At 66.3% G+C, this 16,821-nt stretch carries 16 protein-coding genes; 10 read left to right on the plus strand and 6 right to left on the minus strand.

Annotated elements, in window-relative coordinates; genetic code table 11:
* The first annotated feature begins 13 nt into the window (after positions 1–13).
* Genes AC6LJ2_RS00175 through AC6LJ2_RS00190 form a run of 4 tightly spaced genes read left to right on the plus strand, consistent with a single transcriptional unit; the run spans position 14 to position 3,913 of the window.
* Complete coding sequence (locus AC6LJ2_RS00175) at positions 14–1,003, plus strand: ABC transporter permease (RefSeq protein ID WP_025136793.1); 990 nt, start codon at positions 14–16, stop codon at positions 1,001–1,003.
* The gene (locus AC6LJ2_RS00180) at positions 1,003–1,917 is read left to right on the plus strand and encodes an ABC transporter permease (RefSeq protein ID WP_263915727.1); all 915 of its coding nucleotides are present in this window, start codon (positions 1,003–1,005) and stop codon (positions 1,915–1,917) included. Before AC6LJ2_RS00175 ends, AC6LJ2_RS00180 begins: the two co-directional genes overlap by 1 nt.
* A gap of 8 nt (positions 1,918–1,925) precedes the next feature.
* Complete coding sequence (locus AC6LJ2_RS00185; RefSeq protein WP_263915728.1) at positions 1,926–2,927, plus strand: ABC transporter ATP-binding protein; 1,002 nt, start codon at positions 1,926–1,928, stop codon at positions 2,925–2,927.
* Positions 2,924–3,913: an ABC transporter ATP-binding protein gene (locus AC6LJ2_RS00190; RefSeq protein WP_498150498.1), complete on the plus strand. Its 990-nt coding sequence runs from the start codon at positions 2,924–2,926 to the stop codon at positions 3,911–3,913. The genes AC6LJ2_RS00185 and AC6LJ2_RS00190 overlap by 4 nt, the downstream gene beginning before the upstream one ends.
* Positions 3,914–4,367: 454 nt before the next feature.
* Here the strand turns inward: AC6LJ2_RS00190 and AC6LJ2_RS00195 are convergent, their stop codons facing one another.
* Complete coding sequence (locus AC6LJ2_RS00195) at positions 4,368–4,898, minus strand: hypothetical protein (RefSeq protein WP_498150499.1); 531 nt, start codon at positions 4,896–4,898, stop codon at positions 4,368–4,370.
* Positions 4,899–5,144: 246 nt separating this feature from the next.
* The gene (locus AC6LJ2_RS00200; protein WP_498150500.1) at positions 5,145–5,930 is read right to left on the minus strand and encodes an AraC family transcriptional regulator; all 786 of its coding nucleotides are present in this window, start codon (positions 5,928–5,930) and stop codon (positions 5,145–5,147) included.
* Positions 5,931–6,029: 99 nt separating this feature from the next.
* On the opposite strand from AC6LJ2_RS00200, the gene AC6LJ2_RS00205 reads away from it, so the two are divergent.
* The 4 genes from AC6LJ2_RS00205 (at position 6,030) to AC6LJ2_RS00220 (ending at position 9,798) form a co-directional block, all read left to right on the plus strand.
* Complete coding sequence (locus AC6LJ2_RS00205) at positions 6,030–6,977, plus strand: DMT family transporter (RefSeq protein WP_445658262.1); 948 nt, start codon at positions 6,030–6,032, stop codon at positions 6,975–6,977.
* A 66-nt stretch (positions 6,978–7,043) separates the two neighbouring features.
* Positions 7,044–8,717: an energy-dependent translational throttle protein EttA gene (gene ettA, locus AC6LJ2_RS00210; RefSeq protein WP_025136800.1), complete on the plus strand. Its 1,674-nt coding sequence runs from the start codon at positions 7,044–7,046 to the stop codon at positions 8,715–8,717.
* A gap of 133 nt (positions 8,718–8,850) precedes the next feature.
* Positions 8,851–9,384, plus strand: coding sequence for an isochorismatase family protein (locus AC6LJ2_RS00215; protein ID WP_498150501.1), 534 nt, complete (start codon positions 8,851–8,853; stop codon positions 9,382–9,384).
* Positions 9,385–9,573: 189 nt separating this feature from the next.
* Positions 9,574–9,798 carry a YMGG-like glycine zipper-containing protein gene (locus tag AC6LJ2_RS00220; protein WP_263914732.1) on the plus strand — a complete coding sequence of 75 codons (225 nt, stop codon included), beginning with the start codon at positions 9,574–9,576 and terminating at the stop codon, positions 9,796–9,798.
* Positions 9,799–9,978: 180 nt separating this feature from the next.
* Here the strand turns inward: AC6LJ2_RS00220 and minE are convergent, their stop codons facing one another.
* From minE to AC6LJ2_RS00240, 4 genes are all read right to left on the minus strand, one after another.
* A complete protein-coding gene (minE, locus tag AC6LJ2_RS00225; protein WP_025136804.1) occupies positions 9,979–10,236 on the minus strand; it encodes a cell division topological specificity factor MinE in 258 nt (85 codons plus the stop codon).
* 3 nt (positions 10,237–10,239) lie between these two features.
* Entirely contained in the window at positions 10,240–11,055 is an 816-nt protein-coding gene (gene minD / locus AC6LJ2_RS00230) for a septum site-determining protein MinD (protein WP_263914731.1), read from the minus strand.
* A 231-nt stretch (positions 11,056–11,286) separates the two neighbouring features.
* Positions 11,287–12,174, minus strand: a complete 888-nt coding sequence (gene minC / locus AC6LJ2_RS00235) for a septum site-determining protein MinC (protein WP_445658263.1) — start codon at positions 12,172–12,174, stop codon at positions 11,287–11,289.
* A 272-nt stretch (positions 12,175–12,446) separates the two neighbouring features.
* Positions 12,447–14,213, minus strand: a complete 1,767-nt coding sequence (locus AC6LJ2_RS00240; protein ID WP_498150502.1) for a glutamine--tRNA ligase/YqeY domain fusion protein — start codon at positions 14,211–14,213, stop codon at positions 12,447–12,449.
* A gap of 137 nt (positions 14,214–14,350) precedes the next feature.
* Between AC6LJ2_RS00240 and AC6LJ2_RS00245 the strand changes: the two genes are divergently transcribed.
* Entirely contained in the window at positions 14,351–15,694 is a 1,344-nt protein-coding gene (locus AC6LJ2_RS00245; protein ID WP_263914728.1) for a cytochrome ubiquinol oxidase subunit I, read from the plus strand.
* Positions 15,691–16,746 (plus strand): cytochrome d ubiquinol oxidase subunit II, encoded by a 1,056-nt coding sequence (locus tag AC6LJ2_RS00250; protein ID WP_263914727.1) that lies wholly within the window; start codon positions 15,691–15,693, stop codon positions 16,744–16,746. The genes AC6LJ2_RS00245 and AC6LJ2_RS00250 overlap by 4 nt, the downstream gene beginning before the upstream one ends.
* Positions 16,747–16,821 lie beyond the last annotated feature (75 nt).

Below are 16,821 nucleotides of genomic sequence, written 5' to 3' on the forward strand. Positions count from 1 at the left end.
GTTTTTCCCGCCTATGTTTGCTTTCATACTGCGTCGCCTGTTGCAGGCCGTAGCGGTGATGCTCACCGTCGCGCTACTGGCCTTCGTGCTTTTTCAATACGTCGGCGACCCTGTCACCATCATGCTGGGGCAGGACGCCACCGATGCCGAGCGCATCGAACTGCGTGAACGCCTGGGCCTGAACGAGCCCGCCATCGTTCAATTCGGCCACTTCGTGGCCAACGCCGCACAGGGCAATTTCGGCATTTCCCTGCGCCAGAGCGAACCGGTGTCCACCCTGCTCAAATCGCGCCTGCCAGCGACGCTGGAACTGTCCATGGTGGCGGCGTTGCTGGCGCTGGTGGTGGGCGTGCCACTGGGTGTGTATACCGCGCTCAAGCGCAACAGCCTGCTGTCGCAGCTGCTGTTGGCTGGCTCGCTTCTGGGGGTGTCGCTGCCGACCTTCCTGATCGGCATCCTGCTGATCCTGGTGTTCTCGGTGCAGCTGGGCTGGCTGCCCAGCTATGGCCGCGGCGATACCGTCAGCGTGGGCTGGTGGACGTCGGGCCTGTTCACCGCCACGGGCTGGAAGCACCTGATCCTGCCGTCCATCACGCTGTCGCTGTTCCAGATGACCCTGGTGCTGCGGCTGGTGCGTTCGGAAATGCTCGAGGTGCTGCGGTCTGACTACATCAAGTTCGCCCGCGCCCGTGGCCTGAAGCGCCGCGCCATCCACTTCGGCCATGCGCTGAAGAACACCATGGTGCCCGTCATCACCATCACCGGCTTGCAGCTGGGCGGCATCATCGCTTTTGCCATCGTGACCGAGACGGTGTTCCAGTGGCCGGGCATGGGCCTGTTGTTCATCCAGGCGGTGCAATTCGCCGACGTGCCGGTGATGGCCGCGTACCTGTGCCTGATCGCGCTGGTGTTCGTGGTGATCAACCTGATAGTCGATCTTCTGTATTTTGTCGTGGACCCGCGCTTGCGCTCGGGATTGACCCGCGGCGGAGGTGGCCACTGATGCGCGCCGTTCTGAAACGCTGGTGGGACAGCGACATCGCCTGGGCCTGGCGCCGGGCGCCCGTGGCCATCGCGGCCACCCTCCTGCTGGCCTTGCTGTTGATCGGCTCATTCGGCGCCGGCTGGGTGGCGCCGCACAATCCGTTCGACCTGACCAAGGTGGAACTGCTGGACGCGCTGCTGCCGCCGGCCTGGGAGGCCAACGGCCAGCAGACCTATCTGCTGGGCACCGACAGCCAGGGCCGCGACCTGTATTCGGCGATCCTGTACGGCACCCGCGTGTCGCTTTTGATCGGCCTGGCGTCGGTGCTGCTGTCGATGCTGATCGGCATCGTGCTGGGGCTGATCTCGGGTTACGCGGGCGGGCGCATCGATGCGTTCATCATGCGGATCGCGGACGTGCAGCTGTCGTTCCCGGCGATCCTGATCGCGCTGCTGATCGACGGCGTGGCGCGTGCGGCGGTGCCGCGCGAGCTGCACGAGATCATCGCGTTTCCGGTGCTTATCGGCGCCATCGCGCTTGCCGGCTGGCCACAGTACGCCCGCACGGTGCGGGGCTCGACGCTGGTGGAAAAGAACCGCGAATACGTGCAGGCCGCGCGGGTGATCGGGGTGGCTTCGCCGGTGATCATGTTCCGCCACGTGCTGCCCAATGTGCTGGGGCCGGTGCTGGTGCTGGCGACCGTGCACCTGGCCACCGCGATCATCACCGAGGCGACGCTGTCGTTCCTGGGGGTAGGGGTGCCGCCGACGGCGCCGTCGCTGGGCACGCTGATCCGCATCGGCAACGATTTCCTGTTTTCCGGAGAGTGGTGGATCACCATCTTCCCGGGCGCCGCGTTGGTGCTGCTGGTGCTGTCGGTCAACCTGCTGGGTGACTGGCTGCGCGACGCGCTCAACCCGCGTCTGAATTGAGGTCTTACATGAGCGCACTTCTTGAAGTCCGCAATCTGCGCGTCGAATTTCCGACGCGCCGCGGCACCCTGCGCGCCCTGGACGACGTGTCCTTTTCGATCCAGGCGGGCGAAGTCCTGGGCGTGGTGGGGGAATCGGGCGCGGGCAAGTCCCTGACGGGCGCGTCCATCATCGGCCTGCTGGAACCGCCTGGCCGCATCGCGGGCGGCGAGATATTGCTGGCCGGCCGCCGCATCGACAACCTGCCGGACGAGCAGATGCGCCGCGTACGCGGCCGCGAGATCGGCGCGGTGTTCCAGGACCCTCTGACCTCGCTCAATCCGCTGTACACGGTGGGCCGGCAATTGGCCGAGACCATCGTGACGCACCTGGACCTGAGCTGGTCGCAGGCGCGCAACCGGGCGGTGGAGCTGCTGGCGTCGACGGGCATCCCCGCCGCGCGCGAACGCATCGATCATTACCCGCACCAGTTCTCGGGCGGCATGCGCCAGCGGGTGGTGATCGCGCTGGCCCTGGCGGCCGAGCCGAAGCTGGTGGTGGCGGACGAGCCGACGACGGCGCTGGACGTGTCGATCCAGGCGCAGATCATCGAGCTGCTCAAGCGGCTGTGCCGCGAGCACGGCACGGCGGTGATGCTGATCACGCACGATATGGGCGTGATCGCGGAAACGGCGGATCGGGTGGCGGTGATGTACGCGGGCCGGGTGGCCGAGATCGGCCCGGTGGCCGATGTGATCCACCAGCCGCGCCATCCCTATACGGCGGGGCTGATGGGGTCGATCCCGTCGCTGGAAGGACATGCCGAAAGGCTGGTGCAGATCGACGGCAGCATGCCGCGGCTGAATGCCATTCCGCCGGGCTGCGCGTTCAATCCTCGCTGCGGGCGGCGGCTGCCGCGTTGCGGGCAGGACCGGCCCGAGCTGATGCCGGCCGGTACGTCGCGTGCGGCCTGTTGGCTGCATGAGGGGGCCACGGCCTCGGGTGGCAAGCAATCGGAGGTAGCAGCATGAGCGCGCCGTTGGTGCAGGTGAAGGACGCGGCGCGCTGGTTCGATGTGTCGCCGCCCTGGTTGGAACGCAAGCTGGCGGGCAAGCCGCGGGTGATGCTGCGGGCGGTGGACGGCGTGTCGTTCGAGATTGCACGCGGCGAGACGCTGGCGCTGGTGGGCGAGTCGGGCTGCGGCAAGTCGACGGTGGCGCGGATGCTGGTGGGGCTGTATGGCCTGACGCGCGGCGATATCCGCTTCGATGGCCAGCCATTGTCGAAGATGTCGGAGCCGGGCGGCCGGGCGCTGCGCAAGCGGCTGCAGATGATTTTCCAGGACCCGTACGCAAGCCTGAATCCGCGTTGGCGGGTGGGGCGGATCATCGCTGAGCCGATGCTGACGCATACGACGATGACGCCGGCCGAGCGCACGGCGCGGGTGGGGGATCTGCTCAAGCAGGTGGGGCTGGATCCGGCGGACCAGGGTCGCTATCCGCACCAGTTTTCAGGCGGGCAGCGCCAGCGCATTTCGATCGCGCGGGCGCTGGCGGTGAACCCGGAATTCCTGGTGTGCGATGAGCCGACGTCGGCGCTGGACGTGTCGGTGCAGGCGCAGGTGCTGAATCTGATGAAGGACCTGCAGCGGGAGCTGGGGCTGACGTATCTGTTCATCTCGCACAATCTGGCGGTGGTGCACCATGTGGCGGATCGGGTGGGGGTGATGTACCTGGGGCGGATGGTGGAAGTGGCGCCCCGGGACGAGCTGTTTGCCCGGCCGCGGCATCCGTATACGCGGATGTTGCTGGAGGCGATTCCGGATATCAACGGGGCGGGCAAGCCGCGCACGGCGGTGGCAGGCGAAGTGCCGAACCCGCTGAATCCGCCTTCAGGGTGTACGTTTCATCCCCGCTGTCCCCATGCGGATGCGCGGTGCAAGGCCGAGGCGCCTGTTGCGGTGTTGGCGGGGGTGTCGGTAGTTGCTTGTCATGCGGTGCAGGAGGGGAGGATCTAGTTTTTTTTGCTGTTGCCGGGTGGGGTTCTTGAACCGTCTGGCGTGGCGGGGGGCGGGGTGCGCGGGGCTACGATTGCGGTCCGGAGCCTTCGCTCCGGACTTGCCTCGGCGGCCCCCCCCTTCCTCATCGTCGTCCAGGCCTTCGGCCTTCCCTTCCGATTCCGTCGGGCGCATCTACACGCCCCGCGCACCCCGCCCCACGCCGTGCCAGACTCGCGTCGATTGCTCGCCGTGATTGCTGGGGCGACTGGTTTGCTTGGCGTTCTTGCCTCGGGTTTCTTGGGGGGAGCGTCTTGCGGGGCCGCGGCAACGAGGCCGCGCGGGCGGCCCGTCGCCGCATTTGGCTTGTGGGGCGTCGTTGCGGCTTGGCCGCTTTGCTGGACCGGCCCGTTCTGGGCGGTCCCTTTCCAGCTTTGAGTGTTCGACCCGTTGCGTTGCCGCGTCGCCGTTTTGCTCAGTGGCGGTGGCCGGGGTCGTTGGGGTCGTGCGGGTGGTCGTGGCCCAGGGGGTCGTCTTCTTCGTCGTCGTCTTCGGCGTCGTCTTCTTCTTCGTCGGGGTCGGGCAGGGGTTCTTCGGTCAGGGCGAAGGGCAGGACGTCTTCCAGGTTGTCGGACCAGGCGGATTCTTCGCCGTCGTGGTCGAGTTTGATGAAGCGTTCGCCTTCGTTGAGCGAGATCTGGATGGCCCAGAGGTAGAGGCAGTCGTAGGTGTCGTCGTCGGTCTGGGGCAGGCCGCCGCGGTTGCCGAGCAGGCGGGCGCCGGGGCCGCCGAGTTGGACATGGGTCTGGGCGTCTTCGGTCTTGGCGTTCTCGTCGATGGGGACGCCGTAGGTGACCCATTCGGTGCCTTCGTCGCCCAGGACGACTTCGGCCAGGACGGGCTTGCCGAGGTAGGCGCTGAGGGCGTCGGCGGTCTTGGCCAGCATGTCGAGTTCAGTCGCGCTGAAGTGGGTCAGGGAAGGCGGGGGCGTGGCGGAGGCGGACATGAGGGTTCCTGGGCGCGATGATGCCGCGGGTACGGCGTTACGTAAAAACAAGCGCTATTGTCTCGCGATCGCGCAAGGCTTGCATCGCACGGGTGGATGACGATTTACGCGGGGGGAGTGCGGTGGTAGCGGGGCGGGTGCACCGGGATGGTGCGGCTGGCGGAGCGGGGGGCGTCTGGGGATGTGGCTGAGGGACTGATTCGAGGATGGGCTCGAGGTCTGCGGAAAGACGCGCTCAGCGATGGCTCAAGCCGTGGCGGGGGCGGCGCGCTTGCGGGCGCTGTCGGGGGATTGGCCGGTCAGGCGCTGGAACATGGCGATGAAGGCGGACGGGGTGCTGTAGCCGAGGTCGCGGGCGATGGCCTGGACGGACAGGCCGGCCTCGAGCATGCCGAGGGCGCTGACGACGCGCAGGCGCTGGCGCCATTCGTTGAAGGTCATGCCCAGGTGCTGCTGGCAGTGGCGCAGCAGGGTGCGTTCGGTGATGCCGGCGGTGGCAGCCCAGTGGGCGGCGCTGCGCTTGTCGCCGGGCTGGTTTTGCAGGGCGGCCAGGATGGGGGCCAGGACGGGTTCGTTGCTGGACGGCAGGTAGCTCGCGTAGGCGCGGGCGACGCGGATCTGGTCGATGACGACCTGGGCCAGGCGCCGGTCGGCGGGCGTGTCGGGGTAGGTGATGCCGCGTTGTTCGAAGTCGGCCAGGACGGCGCGCATGACGGGGCTGATTTCGAGGGTGCAGGGGGCGGCGGGCAGGTCGGCGCAGGCGGCGGCGGGGATGTCGATGCAGGCGTAGTGGACGTCGTCCTGGTTCTGGCAGCAGTGCTCTATCTGGGGCGGTATCCAGATGGCGTACTGGGGCGGGGACAGGTAGGTGGTGCCTTCGATGCCGATTTCCATGATGCCGGACAGGGCGAAGTTGAGTTCACCCCACGGTGACGTGTGGCGCCGGACGCGCGAGTGCGGCAGGAAGTGCAGGATGCGGCAGGCCAGGGGGTAGGGACGGCCGGGGCCGAGGTCCGGGGGCGAAGCAGGCATGTCCGAAGTTCGTAGGGGTTTGTCCGATTTTCATTATATACATCAAGTCGGACATGGACCTACACTGGCCAGCCATTCCTGTCTGGCAGTACCGCATTCATGACGCGCGCAGTTTCTTCGTCGGGATCGTCCCCGGCTTCTTCTCCCATTCCGATCCGCTATTTCCTGTTTCCGCTGCTGGCGGCGCTGATCTGGTCGGTCAACATGATCGTCACCAAGATGGCGGCCGGCGTGATATCGCCGGCGGTCATCGGCTTTTATCGCTGGGCGCTGGCGGGCGTGGTGCTGACGCCGTTCGCGCTGCCGGGGGTGTGGCGCAATCGGCGCGTGGTGCTGCCCTACCTGCCGAAGTTCGCGGTGTTGGGCGGCCTGGGCATGGCGCTGTACCAGGGGCTGGCGTATGTGGCCGCGGGCAGCACCACGGCCACCAACATGGGCATCATCACGGCGATGATTCCGTTGATGACGATCGCGGTCGGGGCGCTGGTGCTGCGCGAGCGGCCGTCGGCGATGGCGCTGCTGGGCGGCCTGCTGTCGCTGGCGGGGCTGGCGCTGTTGATCGGCGAGGGCGATCCGGCGCGGCTGCTGTCGGTGGGCGCGAATCATGGCGACGTGCTGATGGGCCTGGGGGCGCTGGCGTATGCGCTGTACGGCGTGCTGCTGCGCCGCTGGGGCCTGCCGGTGGGGCCATGGCAGTCGCTGTATGTGCAGGTGGCGTTCGGCGTGCTGTTCCAGTTGCCGGCCTTCCTGATGGCGCCGGCGTCGCCGCTCAATGGCGACAACCTGCCGCTGGTGCTGTACGCGGCGGTCTTCCCGTCGCTGTTCGCGCCGTTCCTGTGGATGCAGGGGGTGCGGCACCTGGGGCCGAACCGCGCCAGCATGTTCCTGAACGTGATGCCGGTGGCCACGGTGGCGATTGCGGCGCTGTTCCTGGACGAGACGCCGCACCTGTTCCACATCGTGGGCGGCGCCATGGCGCTGGCGGGCGTGATGCTGGCCCAGATGCGCGCCCCGTTTGCCGGGGGCAAGCCCGCCGCGCAAGGCTGACGCGCGCCTGTCAGGGTTCCGGCCTACAATCGACGGTTCATCAGCTTTCTTACCCTATACGAGCCCATGGCCCAATACGTCTACACCATGAACCGCGTCGGCAAGATCGTGCCGCCCAAGCGGCAGATCCTGCGTGACATCTCGCTTTCGTTTTTTCCTGGCGCCAAGATCGGCGTGCTGGGCCTGAACGGCTCGGGCAAGTCGACGCTGCTGAAGATCATGGCTGGCGTGGACCGCGAGATCGAAGGCGAAGCCACGCCCATGCCGGGCCTGAACATCGGCTACCTGCCGCAGGAACCGCAGCTCAACCCCGAGCACACGGTCCGCCAGGCGGTCGAAGAAGGCCTGGGCGCCGTGGTCACCGCCAAGAAGCGCCTGGACGAGGTCTACGCCGCCTACGCCGAACCGGATGCCGATTTCGACGCGCTGGCCGCCGAACAGGCTGAACTCGAAGCCATCATCGCCGCCGCCGCTTCCAGTGGCGCCGACGACATCGAGCACCAGATGGAAATCGCCGCCGATGCGCTGCGCCTGCCGCCCTGGGACGCCATCGTCGGCAATCTGTCCGGCGGTGAAAAGCGCCGCGTGGCCCTGTGCCGCCTGCTGCTGTCCAAGCCCGACATGCTGCTGCTCGACGAACCGACCAACCACCTGGATGCCGAAAGCGTCGAATGGCTGGAACAGTTCCTGCACAAGTTCCCGGGCACCGTCGTGGGCGTGACCCACGATCGCTACTTCCTGGACAACGCGGCCGAATGGATCCTCGAACTGGACCGCGGCTACGGCATTCCCTGGAAGGGCAACTACAGCTCGTGGCTCGAGCAGAAAGAAGACCGCCTCAAGCAGGAAGAGTCCTCGGAATCGGCTCGCCAGAAGACCATCAAGAAAGAACTCGAATGGGTGCGCCAGAACCCCAAGGGCCGCCAGGCCAAGGCCAAGGCGCGTCTGGCCCGCTTCGAGGAACTGTCGTCCTACGAATACCAGAAGCGCAACGAAACCCAGGAAATCTTCATTCCCGTGGGCGAGCGCCTGGGCAACGAGGTCATCGAGTTCAACAACGTCAGCAAGGCCTATGGCGATCGCCTGCTGATCGACAACCTCAGCTTCAAGGTGCCGCCGGGCGCCATCGTCGGCATCATCGGCGCCAACGGCGCCGGTAAGTCGACGCTGTTCCGCATGATCGCGGGCCGCGAGCAACCGGATTCGGGCGAAGTGAAGGTGGGCCAGACCGTCAAGCTGGCCTTCGTCGACCAGTCGCGCGATGCGCTGGAAGACAAGAAGACCGTGTTCGACGCGGTGGCCGACGGCGCCGACATCCTCACCGTGGGCAAGTTCGAAATGTCGTCGCGCGCCTACCTGGGCCGCTTCAACTTCAAGGGCGGCGACCAGAACAAGGTGGTCGGCCAGCTGTCCGGCGGCGAACGCGGCCGCCTGCACATGGCCAAGACGCTGATCGCCGGCGGCAACGTGCTGCTGCTGGACGAACCGTCCAACGATCTGGACGTCGAAACCCTGCGTGCCCTGGAAGACGCGCTGCTCGAGTTCCCCGGCAGCGTCATGGTCATCAGCCACGATCGCTGGTTCCTGGACCGCATCGCCACGCACATCATGGCATTCGAAGGGGACTCGCAAGTGGTGTTCTTCGACGGCAACTACCAAGAGTACGAAGCCGACAAGAAACGCCGCCTGGGCGAAGAAGGCGCCAAGCCCAAGCGCCTGCGCTACAAGGCCCTGAAGTAATCCCGCCCGTAACGCAGTCCGAGAAATCCCGGCCGATGTGCCGGGATTTTTTTGCCTGTGCAAATGGGCACCGAGGCGTTACCCGCAAATTCTTCCGCGTTATGCTGCAAGCTTCTGACAGGAGTACTCCACCATGCTGCTGCAAGCCTCCGATTCCACCTTGCTCATCGTCGACATGCAGGGCCGCCTGATGCCCGTGATCCACGACGGTGAGGCCGTGCTGGCGACCGCGCACAAGCTGGCACAGGCCGCGCGCCTGCTCGAGGTGCCGGTGGTGGCGACCGAGCACCATAGCAAGATGCTCGGCGTGACCGTGGCGCCGCTGAACGAGCTGGTGCAGTCCACGTTCCAGAAGATGCATTTTTCTTCCACGCGCGAACTCGGCTTCGATGCCTGGCTGCCGGCCGCGCGCAAGACGGTGCTGGTGGCGGGCTGCGAGGCCCACATCTGCGTGTTGCAGACCGTCATCGGTTTGATCGATGCGGGTTACCAGGCAGTGCTGGTGTCCGACGCGTCCGGCTCGCGCAAGCCGTCCGACCACCACGCCGCGCTGCGCCGCGCGCGCGCCCACGGCGCCCAGATCGTCACCTCGGAAATGGCGATTTTCGAATGGATGGACACCTGCGAGCATCCGCGCTTCCGCGACGTGTTACGTCTGGTCAAATAGTACGCAGGCCCTGCAACACTGCCCCGGGGAACCGCAAAGATTCCCTCGCCCTTTGACACAATTCCTGGGCAAACCTCACACCGTCCCCAGGGATATTTTGCGATCCTGAAGGCTCTAAACCCATAAGGGGTATCGTGCGCTCGCGTCTTCATCAGGTGCGGCCCCGGGTACAAGAATAGGAGCCTCATCATGAAAATCGCATCTGTTTCCAAAATCTGTGTCGCTGTTGCCATGGCCGCCGCAATGGCGGGTTGCTCGTCCTGGGACAGCATGAGCCATCGCCAGAAGAGCACGGTGGGCGGTGCGGCGCTGGGGGGAGTGGCGGGCGCCGTCATCACCAACGGCGGCATCCTGGGCACCGTCGGCGGCGCGGCCATCGGGGGTGTCATCGGCGACCAGGTCGGCAAGCACTAAGCTGCGCGAGGCAACGCGTGTCGGTCCGTGATGGGCCGGCGCCAACGGGCCGTCCCATTGGCTTGCCGCCGACAGGGCTGTCTCTTCCGCCCATGAAAAACCCTCGGGAAACCGAGGGTTTTTCGTTTGTGCGCGGGCTTGCCGAGCGCCGCGCAGAATGTCTGCGCGGCACGTCTTGCGTCAGGCTTCGCTTTGCGGCATTTCGATCTTCACTTCCAACACTTCGAGGGTGTCCTGGCGTTCCAGGTGCACCTTGATGTCTTCGGGGTTGATCTTCACGTACTTGGAAATGACCGCGATGAGTTCCTGCTGCAGCTGCGGCAGGTAGTCGGGCGAGTCGCCGCGGCCCCGCTCGTGGGCCAGGATGATCTGCAACCGCTCCTTGGCGACGGAAGCGGACGATTTCTTTTGACCAAGCAGAAACGACAGGAAGGACATTGCTTACTTGCCTCCGAACAGGCGTTTCAGGAAACCCGGCTTCTCGTAGTCGGTAAAGCGCAGGGCCTTGTCTTCGCCAAGGTAACGGGCCACGACGTCCTTGTAGGCTTCGGAAACGTCGGTATCTTTCAGGTGGATGGCGGGCAGGCCTTGGTTGGACGCCTGCAGCACGGCTTCGGATTCGGGGATGACGCCGATCAGCTTGATGCGCAGGATGTCTTCGATGTCGCCCAGCGACAGCATTTCGCCGTCGACCACGCGCTTGGGGTTGTAGCGCGTGAGCAGCAGGAATTCCTTGACCGGCTCGCCGCCGTCGACCGCGCGCTTGGACTTGGCCGCCAGGATGCCCAGGATGCGGTCAGAGTCGCGGACGGACGAGACTTCGGGGTTGGTCACCACCAGCGCGTCGTCGGCGAAGTAGGCGGCCATCAGGGCGCCCGTTTCGATGCCGGCCGGCGAATCGCAGACGATGTAGTCGAAGCCCATTTCCTTCAGGTCGTTGATGACCTTTTCCACGCCTTCCTGCGTCAGCGCGTCCTTGTCGCGCGTTTGCGAGGCGGGCAGGATGAACAGGTTTTCAAGCTGCTTGTCCTTGATCAGCGCCTGGTTGAGCGTGGCTTCGCCTTGGATCACATTGACGAAGTCGTACACCACGCGACGCTCGCAGCCCATGATGAGGTCGAGATTGCGCAGGCCGACATCGAAGTCGATGACAGCGGTCTTGTGGCCCCGCATCGCGAGGCCCGCGGAAAAACTGGCGCTCGTCGTGGTTTTACCCACGCCGCCTTTGCCGGAAGTCACCACAACAATGCGTGTCATGACGATCAAACCCTTATGTTCGAATAAATCGCGTTATCGTAAAGCAAAAAGCCCATGTAAGGCTTCTTACAGAATGTGTTGAGACCGGGTACCGCTTTCCGAGTTGCCGTGGGCCCGCAGCGCGGGGCGTAGTGTGGCTTGAAAAAGCCTTCTTCCGCCGGGCCGCCCAAGGAAGGCCCCCTTGGGGGGCCGCTGGCTCGCATAGCGGGCGCGGCGTGGGGGCCTCACCTTTCAGGCTTTCAGGGCCTCGATGCGCAGCGTGTCCCCATCCAGGCGCACCAAGGCGGGCTGGTTCTGCAGCGACCGGTCAAGCTTGTCTTCCACTACCCGGTACACGCCGGCCACGGCGAGCAGCTCCGCATCCAGGTGCGTGGTGAAAATGCGCGCCGAAGTATCGCCGCGCGCACCGGCCATGGCCTTGCCGCGCAGCGGTCCGTACACATGCACGTTGCCGTCGGCGATGACTTCGGCACCTTGGCTGACCATGCCGATCACGACCAGGTCGGTGTGGCGCGCATAGACGCGCTGGCCGGAACGCAGCGGCTTGGTGATGACCAGGGCCGACGACGATTGCGGCGCGGCCGGCGTCGGGCTGGGCGCCGACGTGGTGCTGCTGGCGGCGCGCTCGGGCAGGGGTTCGCTGGACTTGGCGGTGGCCGCATCGGCCGGTTTGTCGGCGGCCTTGTCCGCGGAGGCATCGGTCGGGGTGGGGGCGGCGGCAATCTCGACCGCGGCCGCCGGCACCGAGGGCACCGGCGTGGCGACGTCGTTGGGCGGCGCGGTGTCCACCACCGGTACGGGGCGCGCGGCGGGCGTGGACAGTTCCACGGGCGTCAGGCCTGCGGCGCGGGCCGCGGCCAGGTTGGCGCCTTCGGCGACTACGCCAATGGGGGGCAGGTTGTGCCCGCGCAGGGCCGCGACCAGGGCGGTCCAATCGATGTTTTCCTCGACGCGGCTGGCGTCGATGACCACGGGTTCGTTCTCGAAGAAGCTGCCGGCATCGGCCATGCGCTTGGCCAGCGCGGCGTTCAGGCGTTCGGGGTCGGCGCTGTGCAGGACCACCCGGATGGCGTACAGGGTGGCGCTCTTGAAGTCCAGGGCTAGGGATTCAGTGTTCATCTTGAGTGGGGCTGGCGGTTCTGGGCGCCCGAAAGGGGCGCATGGGACCGGCTGCGCAATGTCGGGGATGATAACCCGCCCCGGGGCCGTTCAATCGATCGGCCAAGGGTAAAAACCGCCCGGTTTACGGGTGGCCTCGGCGGGTTCCATCTGTTGAAACGCCGGGGAGGGGATGCCATGCCCCATTGGTCGCGCCCATCGCAGGCCGCGGCCCCCCCGATCCATGAAAAAGGCGCCCTGAAAAGGCGCCTTCCTCGAAAGCAAGCCAGTGACTAGGCTTGGCCCCAAGAGTCCCTGAGGGTCACCACCCGATTCAGCACCGGCTTCTCCACTGAAGACTCTTTCAAGTCCGCCGTGAAGTACCCCAGCCGCTCGAACTGCCAGGTCGCCCCCGGAACCGCCAAGGTCCCCGGCTCCAGCCAGGCCGTCACGGTCTGCTTGGAATTCGGATTCAGGCAAGCCAGAAAATCCTTGTCGCCTCCATCCGGCCGCGCATCCGCAAACAACCGGTCGTACAGGTGGATCTGCGCCGGCACCGCATGGGCCGCGCTCACCCAGGTGATATTGCCCTTGACCTTCACGCTGTCCGCACCAGGCGTACCGCTCTTGGTTTCCGGCAGGTACTCGGCCTGCACTTCGACCACCTCGCCCGCCTCGTTCTTCGTGAAGCCCGTGCAGCGCACCACATAGCCGTACTTCAGGCGCACCGTATTGCCCGGGAACAGGCGGAAGTACTTCTTCGGCGCTTCCTCGCGGAAGTCGTCGCGCTCGATCCACAGCTCGCGCGACAGCGGGAATTCGCGCACGCCCGCCTCGGGATCGTGCGGATTGCGCGGCGCCGTGCAGACTTCGGTCTGGCCTTCCGGGTAATTGGTGATCACCAGCTTGATCGGGTCCAGCACGGCCACCGAACGCGGGGCGATCGGGTCCAGATCGTCACGCACCGCCTGCTCCAGCAGGCTGTAGTCGATGCGCGAATCCGACTTCGACACGGCCGTGCGGTCGCAGAACAGGCGGATCGAGGCCGGCGTGTAGCCGCGCCGGCGCAGGCCGAAGATGGTCGGCATGCGGGGATCGTCCCAGCCGTCCACATGGCCTTCGCGCACCAGTTGCAGCAGCTTGCGCTTGCTGGTGACCACGTAGCTCAGGTTCAGGCGGGCGAATTCGTATTGGTGCGGCAGCGGCTGGGCCAGCTTGCCCAGCTCGGCCAGGCGCGTCAGGATCCAGTCGTAGAACGGGCGCTGGTCTTCGAATTCCAGCGTGCACACGCTGTGCGTGATGCCTTCCAGCGCATCTTCCACCGGGTGCGCCCAGCTGTACATCGGGTAGATGCACCATTGGTTGCCCGTGCGGTGGTGGGTGGCGTGGCGCACGCGGTACATGACCGGGTCGCGCAGGTTGATGTTGGGCGACGCCATGTTGATCTTGGCGCGCAGCACCAGGCTGCCGTCCGGGTGCTGGCCGTCGCGCATTTCGCGCAGCAGCGTGATGGACTCGGCGGCCGGGCGGTTGCGCCAGGGCGAGTCGGTGCCGGGTTCGGTCAGGGTGCCGCGGTTGGCGCGGATCTCGTCGGGGCTTTGCTCGTCCACATAGGCGTGGCCGGCCTCGACCAGGGCTTCGGCGAACTCATACATATAGCCGAAGTAGTCGCTGGCGAAATACAGGTTGTCGCGGCCATCGGCCTTCCAGTCGAAACCCAGCCAGTGCACAGCCTCGATGATGGCGTCGACGTATTCCTGGTCTTCTTTCTCGGGGTTGGTGTCGTCGAAACGCAGGTGACAGACGCCGCCGAAATCGCGGGCCAGCCCGAAATTCACGCAGATGCTCTTGGCGTGGCCGATGTGCAGGTAGCCGTTGGGCTCCGGCGGAAAGCGCGTGCGGATGCGGGCCGGATCGGGCTCGCCCTGCTGCTGCACGGCCGCCGGGCCAGGCTTGCCGGCCCAACGCTTACCCTGGAAGCGGTTGGCTTGCAGGTCGTCTTCGACGATGTTGAGCAGGAAATTGGATGCAGCGGGGGTCGGCGTCGTGGCGGAGGTCATTCTTGAAAGAATAGGAAAAAGCAGCGACAAAGCGTCAATTTTGCCACGTTCCTGAGAAGGGCCATTTCCAGGGGGGGCGCAAGCGGTTTCAAACTGTCCCCCATCGTCATGTAACTGGCTCTACACTACGGGCCATCATGGATATTTCCACCCTATCTTTGGCCCGCGTGCAATTCGTGGCCAGCCTGAGCTTCCTGGCGTTGTTCCTCGCCGTGGCCCTGGCGCTTGCCTGGGTCCTGCTGTTCTTCAAGATTCGCGCCCGCGTGTCCGGGCAGGGCGGCTGGACGGCCGCCTACCGCTTCTGGGTCCGCATCTTCGCCCTGTCCTTCGTCCTCACCCTGGCCGCCTGCGTGCCGGTGCTGATCCAGCTGGGCAGCCTGTGGGCAGGCCTGATGGACAAGATCGGCAACATCGCCGGCCCCTTGCTGGGCTACGGCATCCTGTCCGTCTTCATCCTCAAGTCCTGCTTTCTGGGCGTGATGCTGTTCGGCCAGCGCCGTGTGTCCGATGGCGCCCACACCCTGGCGGTGCTGATGGTGGCGGTGGGCCAGTTGGTCGCGCTGTTCTGGGTGCTGGCCCTGCAATCCTGGATGCAGACGCCCGACGGCGCCGTCCTGGTCGATGGCCGCTACCAGGTCTACGACTGGGTGGCCGTGGTGCTCAATCCGTCCGTCGGCTGGCGCATGGGCGTCGTGGTCGTGGGGTCGGCGCTGGCGGCGGCCTTCCTGATGATGGGCGTGACCGCGCTGCAGGCGCTGCGCCGTCCGCTGGACGACGGCGAACGCTGCACTTTCAAGACCGGGCTGGCCATCGCCGCGCTGGCCGCCGTGCTGCAGGTCCCGGTGGCCATGGGCGCCGGGCAGATGGTGGCCCAATACCAGCCCGCCAAGGCGGCCGCCGCCGCCGGCTATTGGGAAAGCAGTGCCGAGCCGCGCCTGGTGCTGTTCGGCTGGCCGGACGCCCGAGCCCACACCAACGTGGCCGACTGGACCCTGCGCAACGCGGGCGGCATGTGGCTGCACCGCAATGAAGACGGCACCTACCAGGGCCTGGACAAGTATTCCGGCATGCTGCCGCCGGTGGCGCTGACCTTCTGGTCGCTGCGGGTGGCAGCCGGGCTGGGCCTGTTGATGCTGGCGGTGTCCTGGATCACCTTTCTCTGGACCTGGCGCCGTGGTCTGGACGTGGCCGTTCTGCCGCAAGGGTGGCAACGGGTGCTGTGCGGCATGATGTTTTCGGGCGGCATTGCCGTCGTGGCCAGCTGGTGGGTGTCGGTCATCGGCCTGCAGCCCTTTGCCGTGAACGGCACCGTCACGCAATCCGAAGTGCTGGGCGCAGTGTCGTCCAGCACCGTGCTCTACGGCCTGGTGGGTTATGGCCTGCTGTACGCGCTGCTGCTGGCGGCCTTTGCCGGCATGCTGTTCCACGCGGCCCGCTACGGCGTGGTGCCCGTGCGCAAACTGGCCGGAGGCACGCCATGATCGCCATGCTGGCCGCCTCGCAGGGCCTCAGCCCCGAAGATCCGTCCTTCTGGATGCCGCTGGCATTCATGGGCCTGCTGTTCGTCGTCATTGCCGCCGGCATGGTGCTCGACGGTTTCGACCTGGGCGTGGGCATCCTGCTGCAACTGGCGCCCGAGCAAGAGCGCGGCCGCATGATGAGCCTGCTCAGCCCCTGGCGCGATGCCAATGAATTCTGGCTGCTGCTGGGCATGGGCCTGTTTGCGTCGGCGTTCCCGTTTGCCTGGGGCGCGGTGCTGGGCAAGCTCTACGGGCCGCTGACCTTCATGGTGCTGGGCGTGGTGCTGCGCAGCGTGGCGTTCGAATTCCGCATCCGCGCCCGCACCGAGGCCAAGCCGCGCTGGATCTTCGCGTTCTGGGCCGGTTCGCTCATCACCGCCTTTGGCCAGGGCATGCTGCTGGGGCGCATCGCCACCGGCTACCAGTCCGACGCCGGCTATGGCTGGTTCGCGCTGTTCGTCGGCCTGTGCGCGGTGGCGGCCTACGTGCTGCTGGGCGCTTCGTGGCTGGTCATGCGGGTCGACGGCGATCTGCAGCGCCGCGCGGCCAACTGGGCGCGCCACGCGATCCGCTGGACCGCGGTCGGCATGGTCGCCATCGCCGTCACGCTGGGCCTGGCCAATGCCGGCATCTTCTATAAATGGAGCAATATCGCCCACCTGAGCGTGGCGGCCACGGTCTGGGTGCTGATGCTGGCCGGCTTCGTGGCGGCCGAAATGCTGCTGGCCCGCCTGCCGGGCCGTGCCGACCGCTTCAGCTGGCTGCCATTCGTGCTGTGCGTGGCCCTGTTCCTGCTGATGCTCAGCGGCCTGGCCTACAGCCTGTTCCCCTACCTGATCCTGGACGACATGACCTTGTGGGACGGCGCCGGTGCGCTCGGTTCGATGCGGCTGGTGATGGCGGGCGCGGTGGTGGGCATTCCGGTGGTGCTGGTGTTCAACATCCTGGCCTACCGCTCGGTGTTCGGCAAAGAGCGCGCGCCCGTGCCGCTGCTGCCGCCGCCGTCACCCTGACAGACGGGCCCGGCGCGTCGCGCAAGATTGCGCCGGGGCATCCGCGGGGCGCTGTCGCACGACGCCGCCGCTGCC

The sequence above is a fragment of the Achromobacter sp. 1014246743 genome, assembly GCF_059760725.1.

What these genes read in the sequence shown, in the direction of transcription:
- AC6LJ2_RS00175 (WP_025136793.1), top strand. Translation starts at nt 14, where the DNA reads ATGTTTGCTTTCATACTGCGTCGCCTGTTGCAGGCCGTAGCGGTGATG.
- AC6LJ2_RS00180 (WP_263915727.1), top strand. Translation starts at nt 1,003, where the DNA reads ATGCGCGCCGTTCTGAAACGCTGGTGGGACAGCGACATCGCCTGGGCC.
- AC6LJ2_RS00185 (WP_263915728.1), top strand. Translation starts at nt 1,926, where the DNA reads ATGAGCGCACTTCTTGAAGTCCGCAATCTGCGCGTCGAATTTCCGACG.
- AC6LJ2_RS00190 (WP_498150498.1), top strand. Translation starts at nt 2,924, where the DNA reads ATGAGCGCGCCGTTGGTGCAGGTGAAGGACGCGGCGCGCTGGTTCGAT.
- AC6LJ2_RS00195 (WP_498150499.1), bottom strand. Translation starts at nt 4,898, where the DNA reads ATGTCCGCCTCCGCCACGCCCCCGCCTTCCCTGACCCACTTCAGCGCG.
- AC6LJ2_RS00200 (WP_498150500.1), bottom strand. Translation starts at nt 5,930, where the DNA reads ATGCCTGCTTCGCCCCCGGACCTCGGCCCCGGCCGTCCCTACCCCCTG.
- AC6LJ2_RS00205 (WP_445658262.1), top strand. Translation starts at nt 6,030, where the DNA reads ATGACGCGCGCAGTTTCTTCGTCGGGATCGTCCCCGGCTTCTTCTCCC.
- ettA (WP_025136800.1), top strand. Translation starts at nt 7,044, where the DNA reads ATGGCCCAATACGTCTACACCATGAACCGCGTCGGCAAGATCGTGCCG.
- AC6LJ2_RS00215 (WP_498150501.1), top strand. Translation starts at nt 8,851, where the DNA reads ATGCTGCTGCAAGCCTCCGATTCCACCTTGCTCATCGTCGACATGCAG.
- AC6LJ2_RS00220 (WP_263914732.1), top strand. Translation starts at nt 9,574, where the DNA reads ATGAAAATCGCATCTGTTTCCAAAATCTGTGTCGCTGTTGCCATGGCC.
- minE (WP_025136804.1), bottom strand. Translation starts at nt 10,236, where the DNA reads ATGTCCTTCCTGTCGTTTCTGCTTGGTCAAAAGAAATCGTCCGCTTCC.
- minD (WP_263914731.1), bottom strand. Translation starts at nt 11,055, where the DNA reads ATGACACGCATTGTTGTGGTGACTTCCGGCAAAGGCGGCGTGGGTAAA.
- minC (WP_445658263.1), bottom strand. Translation starts at nt 12,174, where the DNA reads ATGAACACTGAATCCCTAGCCCTGGACTTCAAGAGCGCCACCCTGTAC.
- AC6LJ2_RS00240 (WP_498150502.1), bottom strand. Translation starts at nt 14,213, where the DNA reads ATGACCTCCGCCACGACGCCGACCCCCGCTGCATCCAATTTCCTGCTC.
- AC6LJ2_RS00245 (WP_263914728.1), top strand. Translation starts at nt 14,351, where the DNA reads ATGGATATTTCCACCCTATCTTTGGCCCGCGTGCAATTCGTGGCCAGC.
- AC6LJ2_RS00250 (WP_263914727.1), top strand. Translation starts at nt 15,691, where the DNA reads ATGATCGCCATGCTGGCCGCCTCGCAGGGCCTCAGCCCCGAAGATCCG.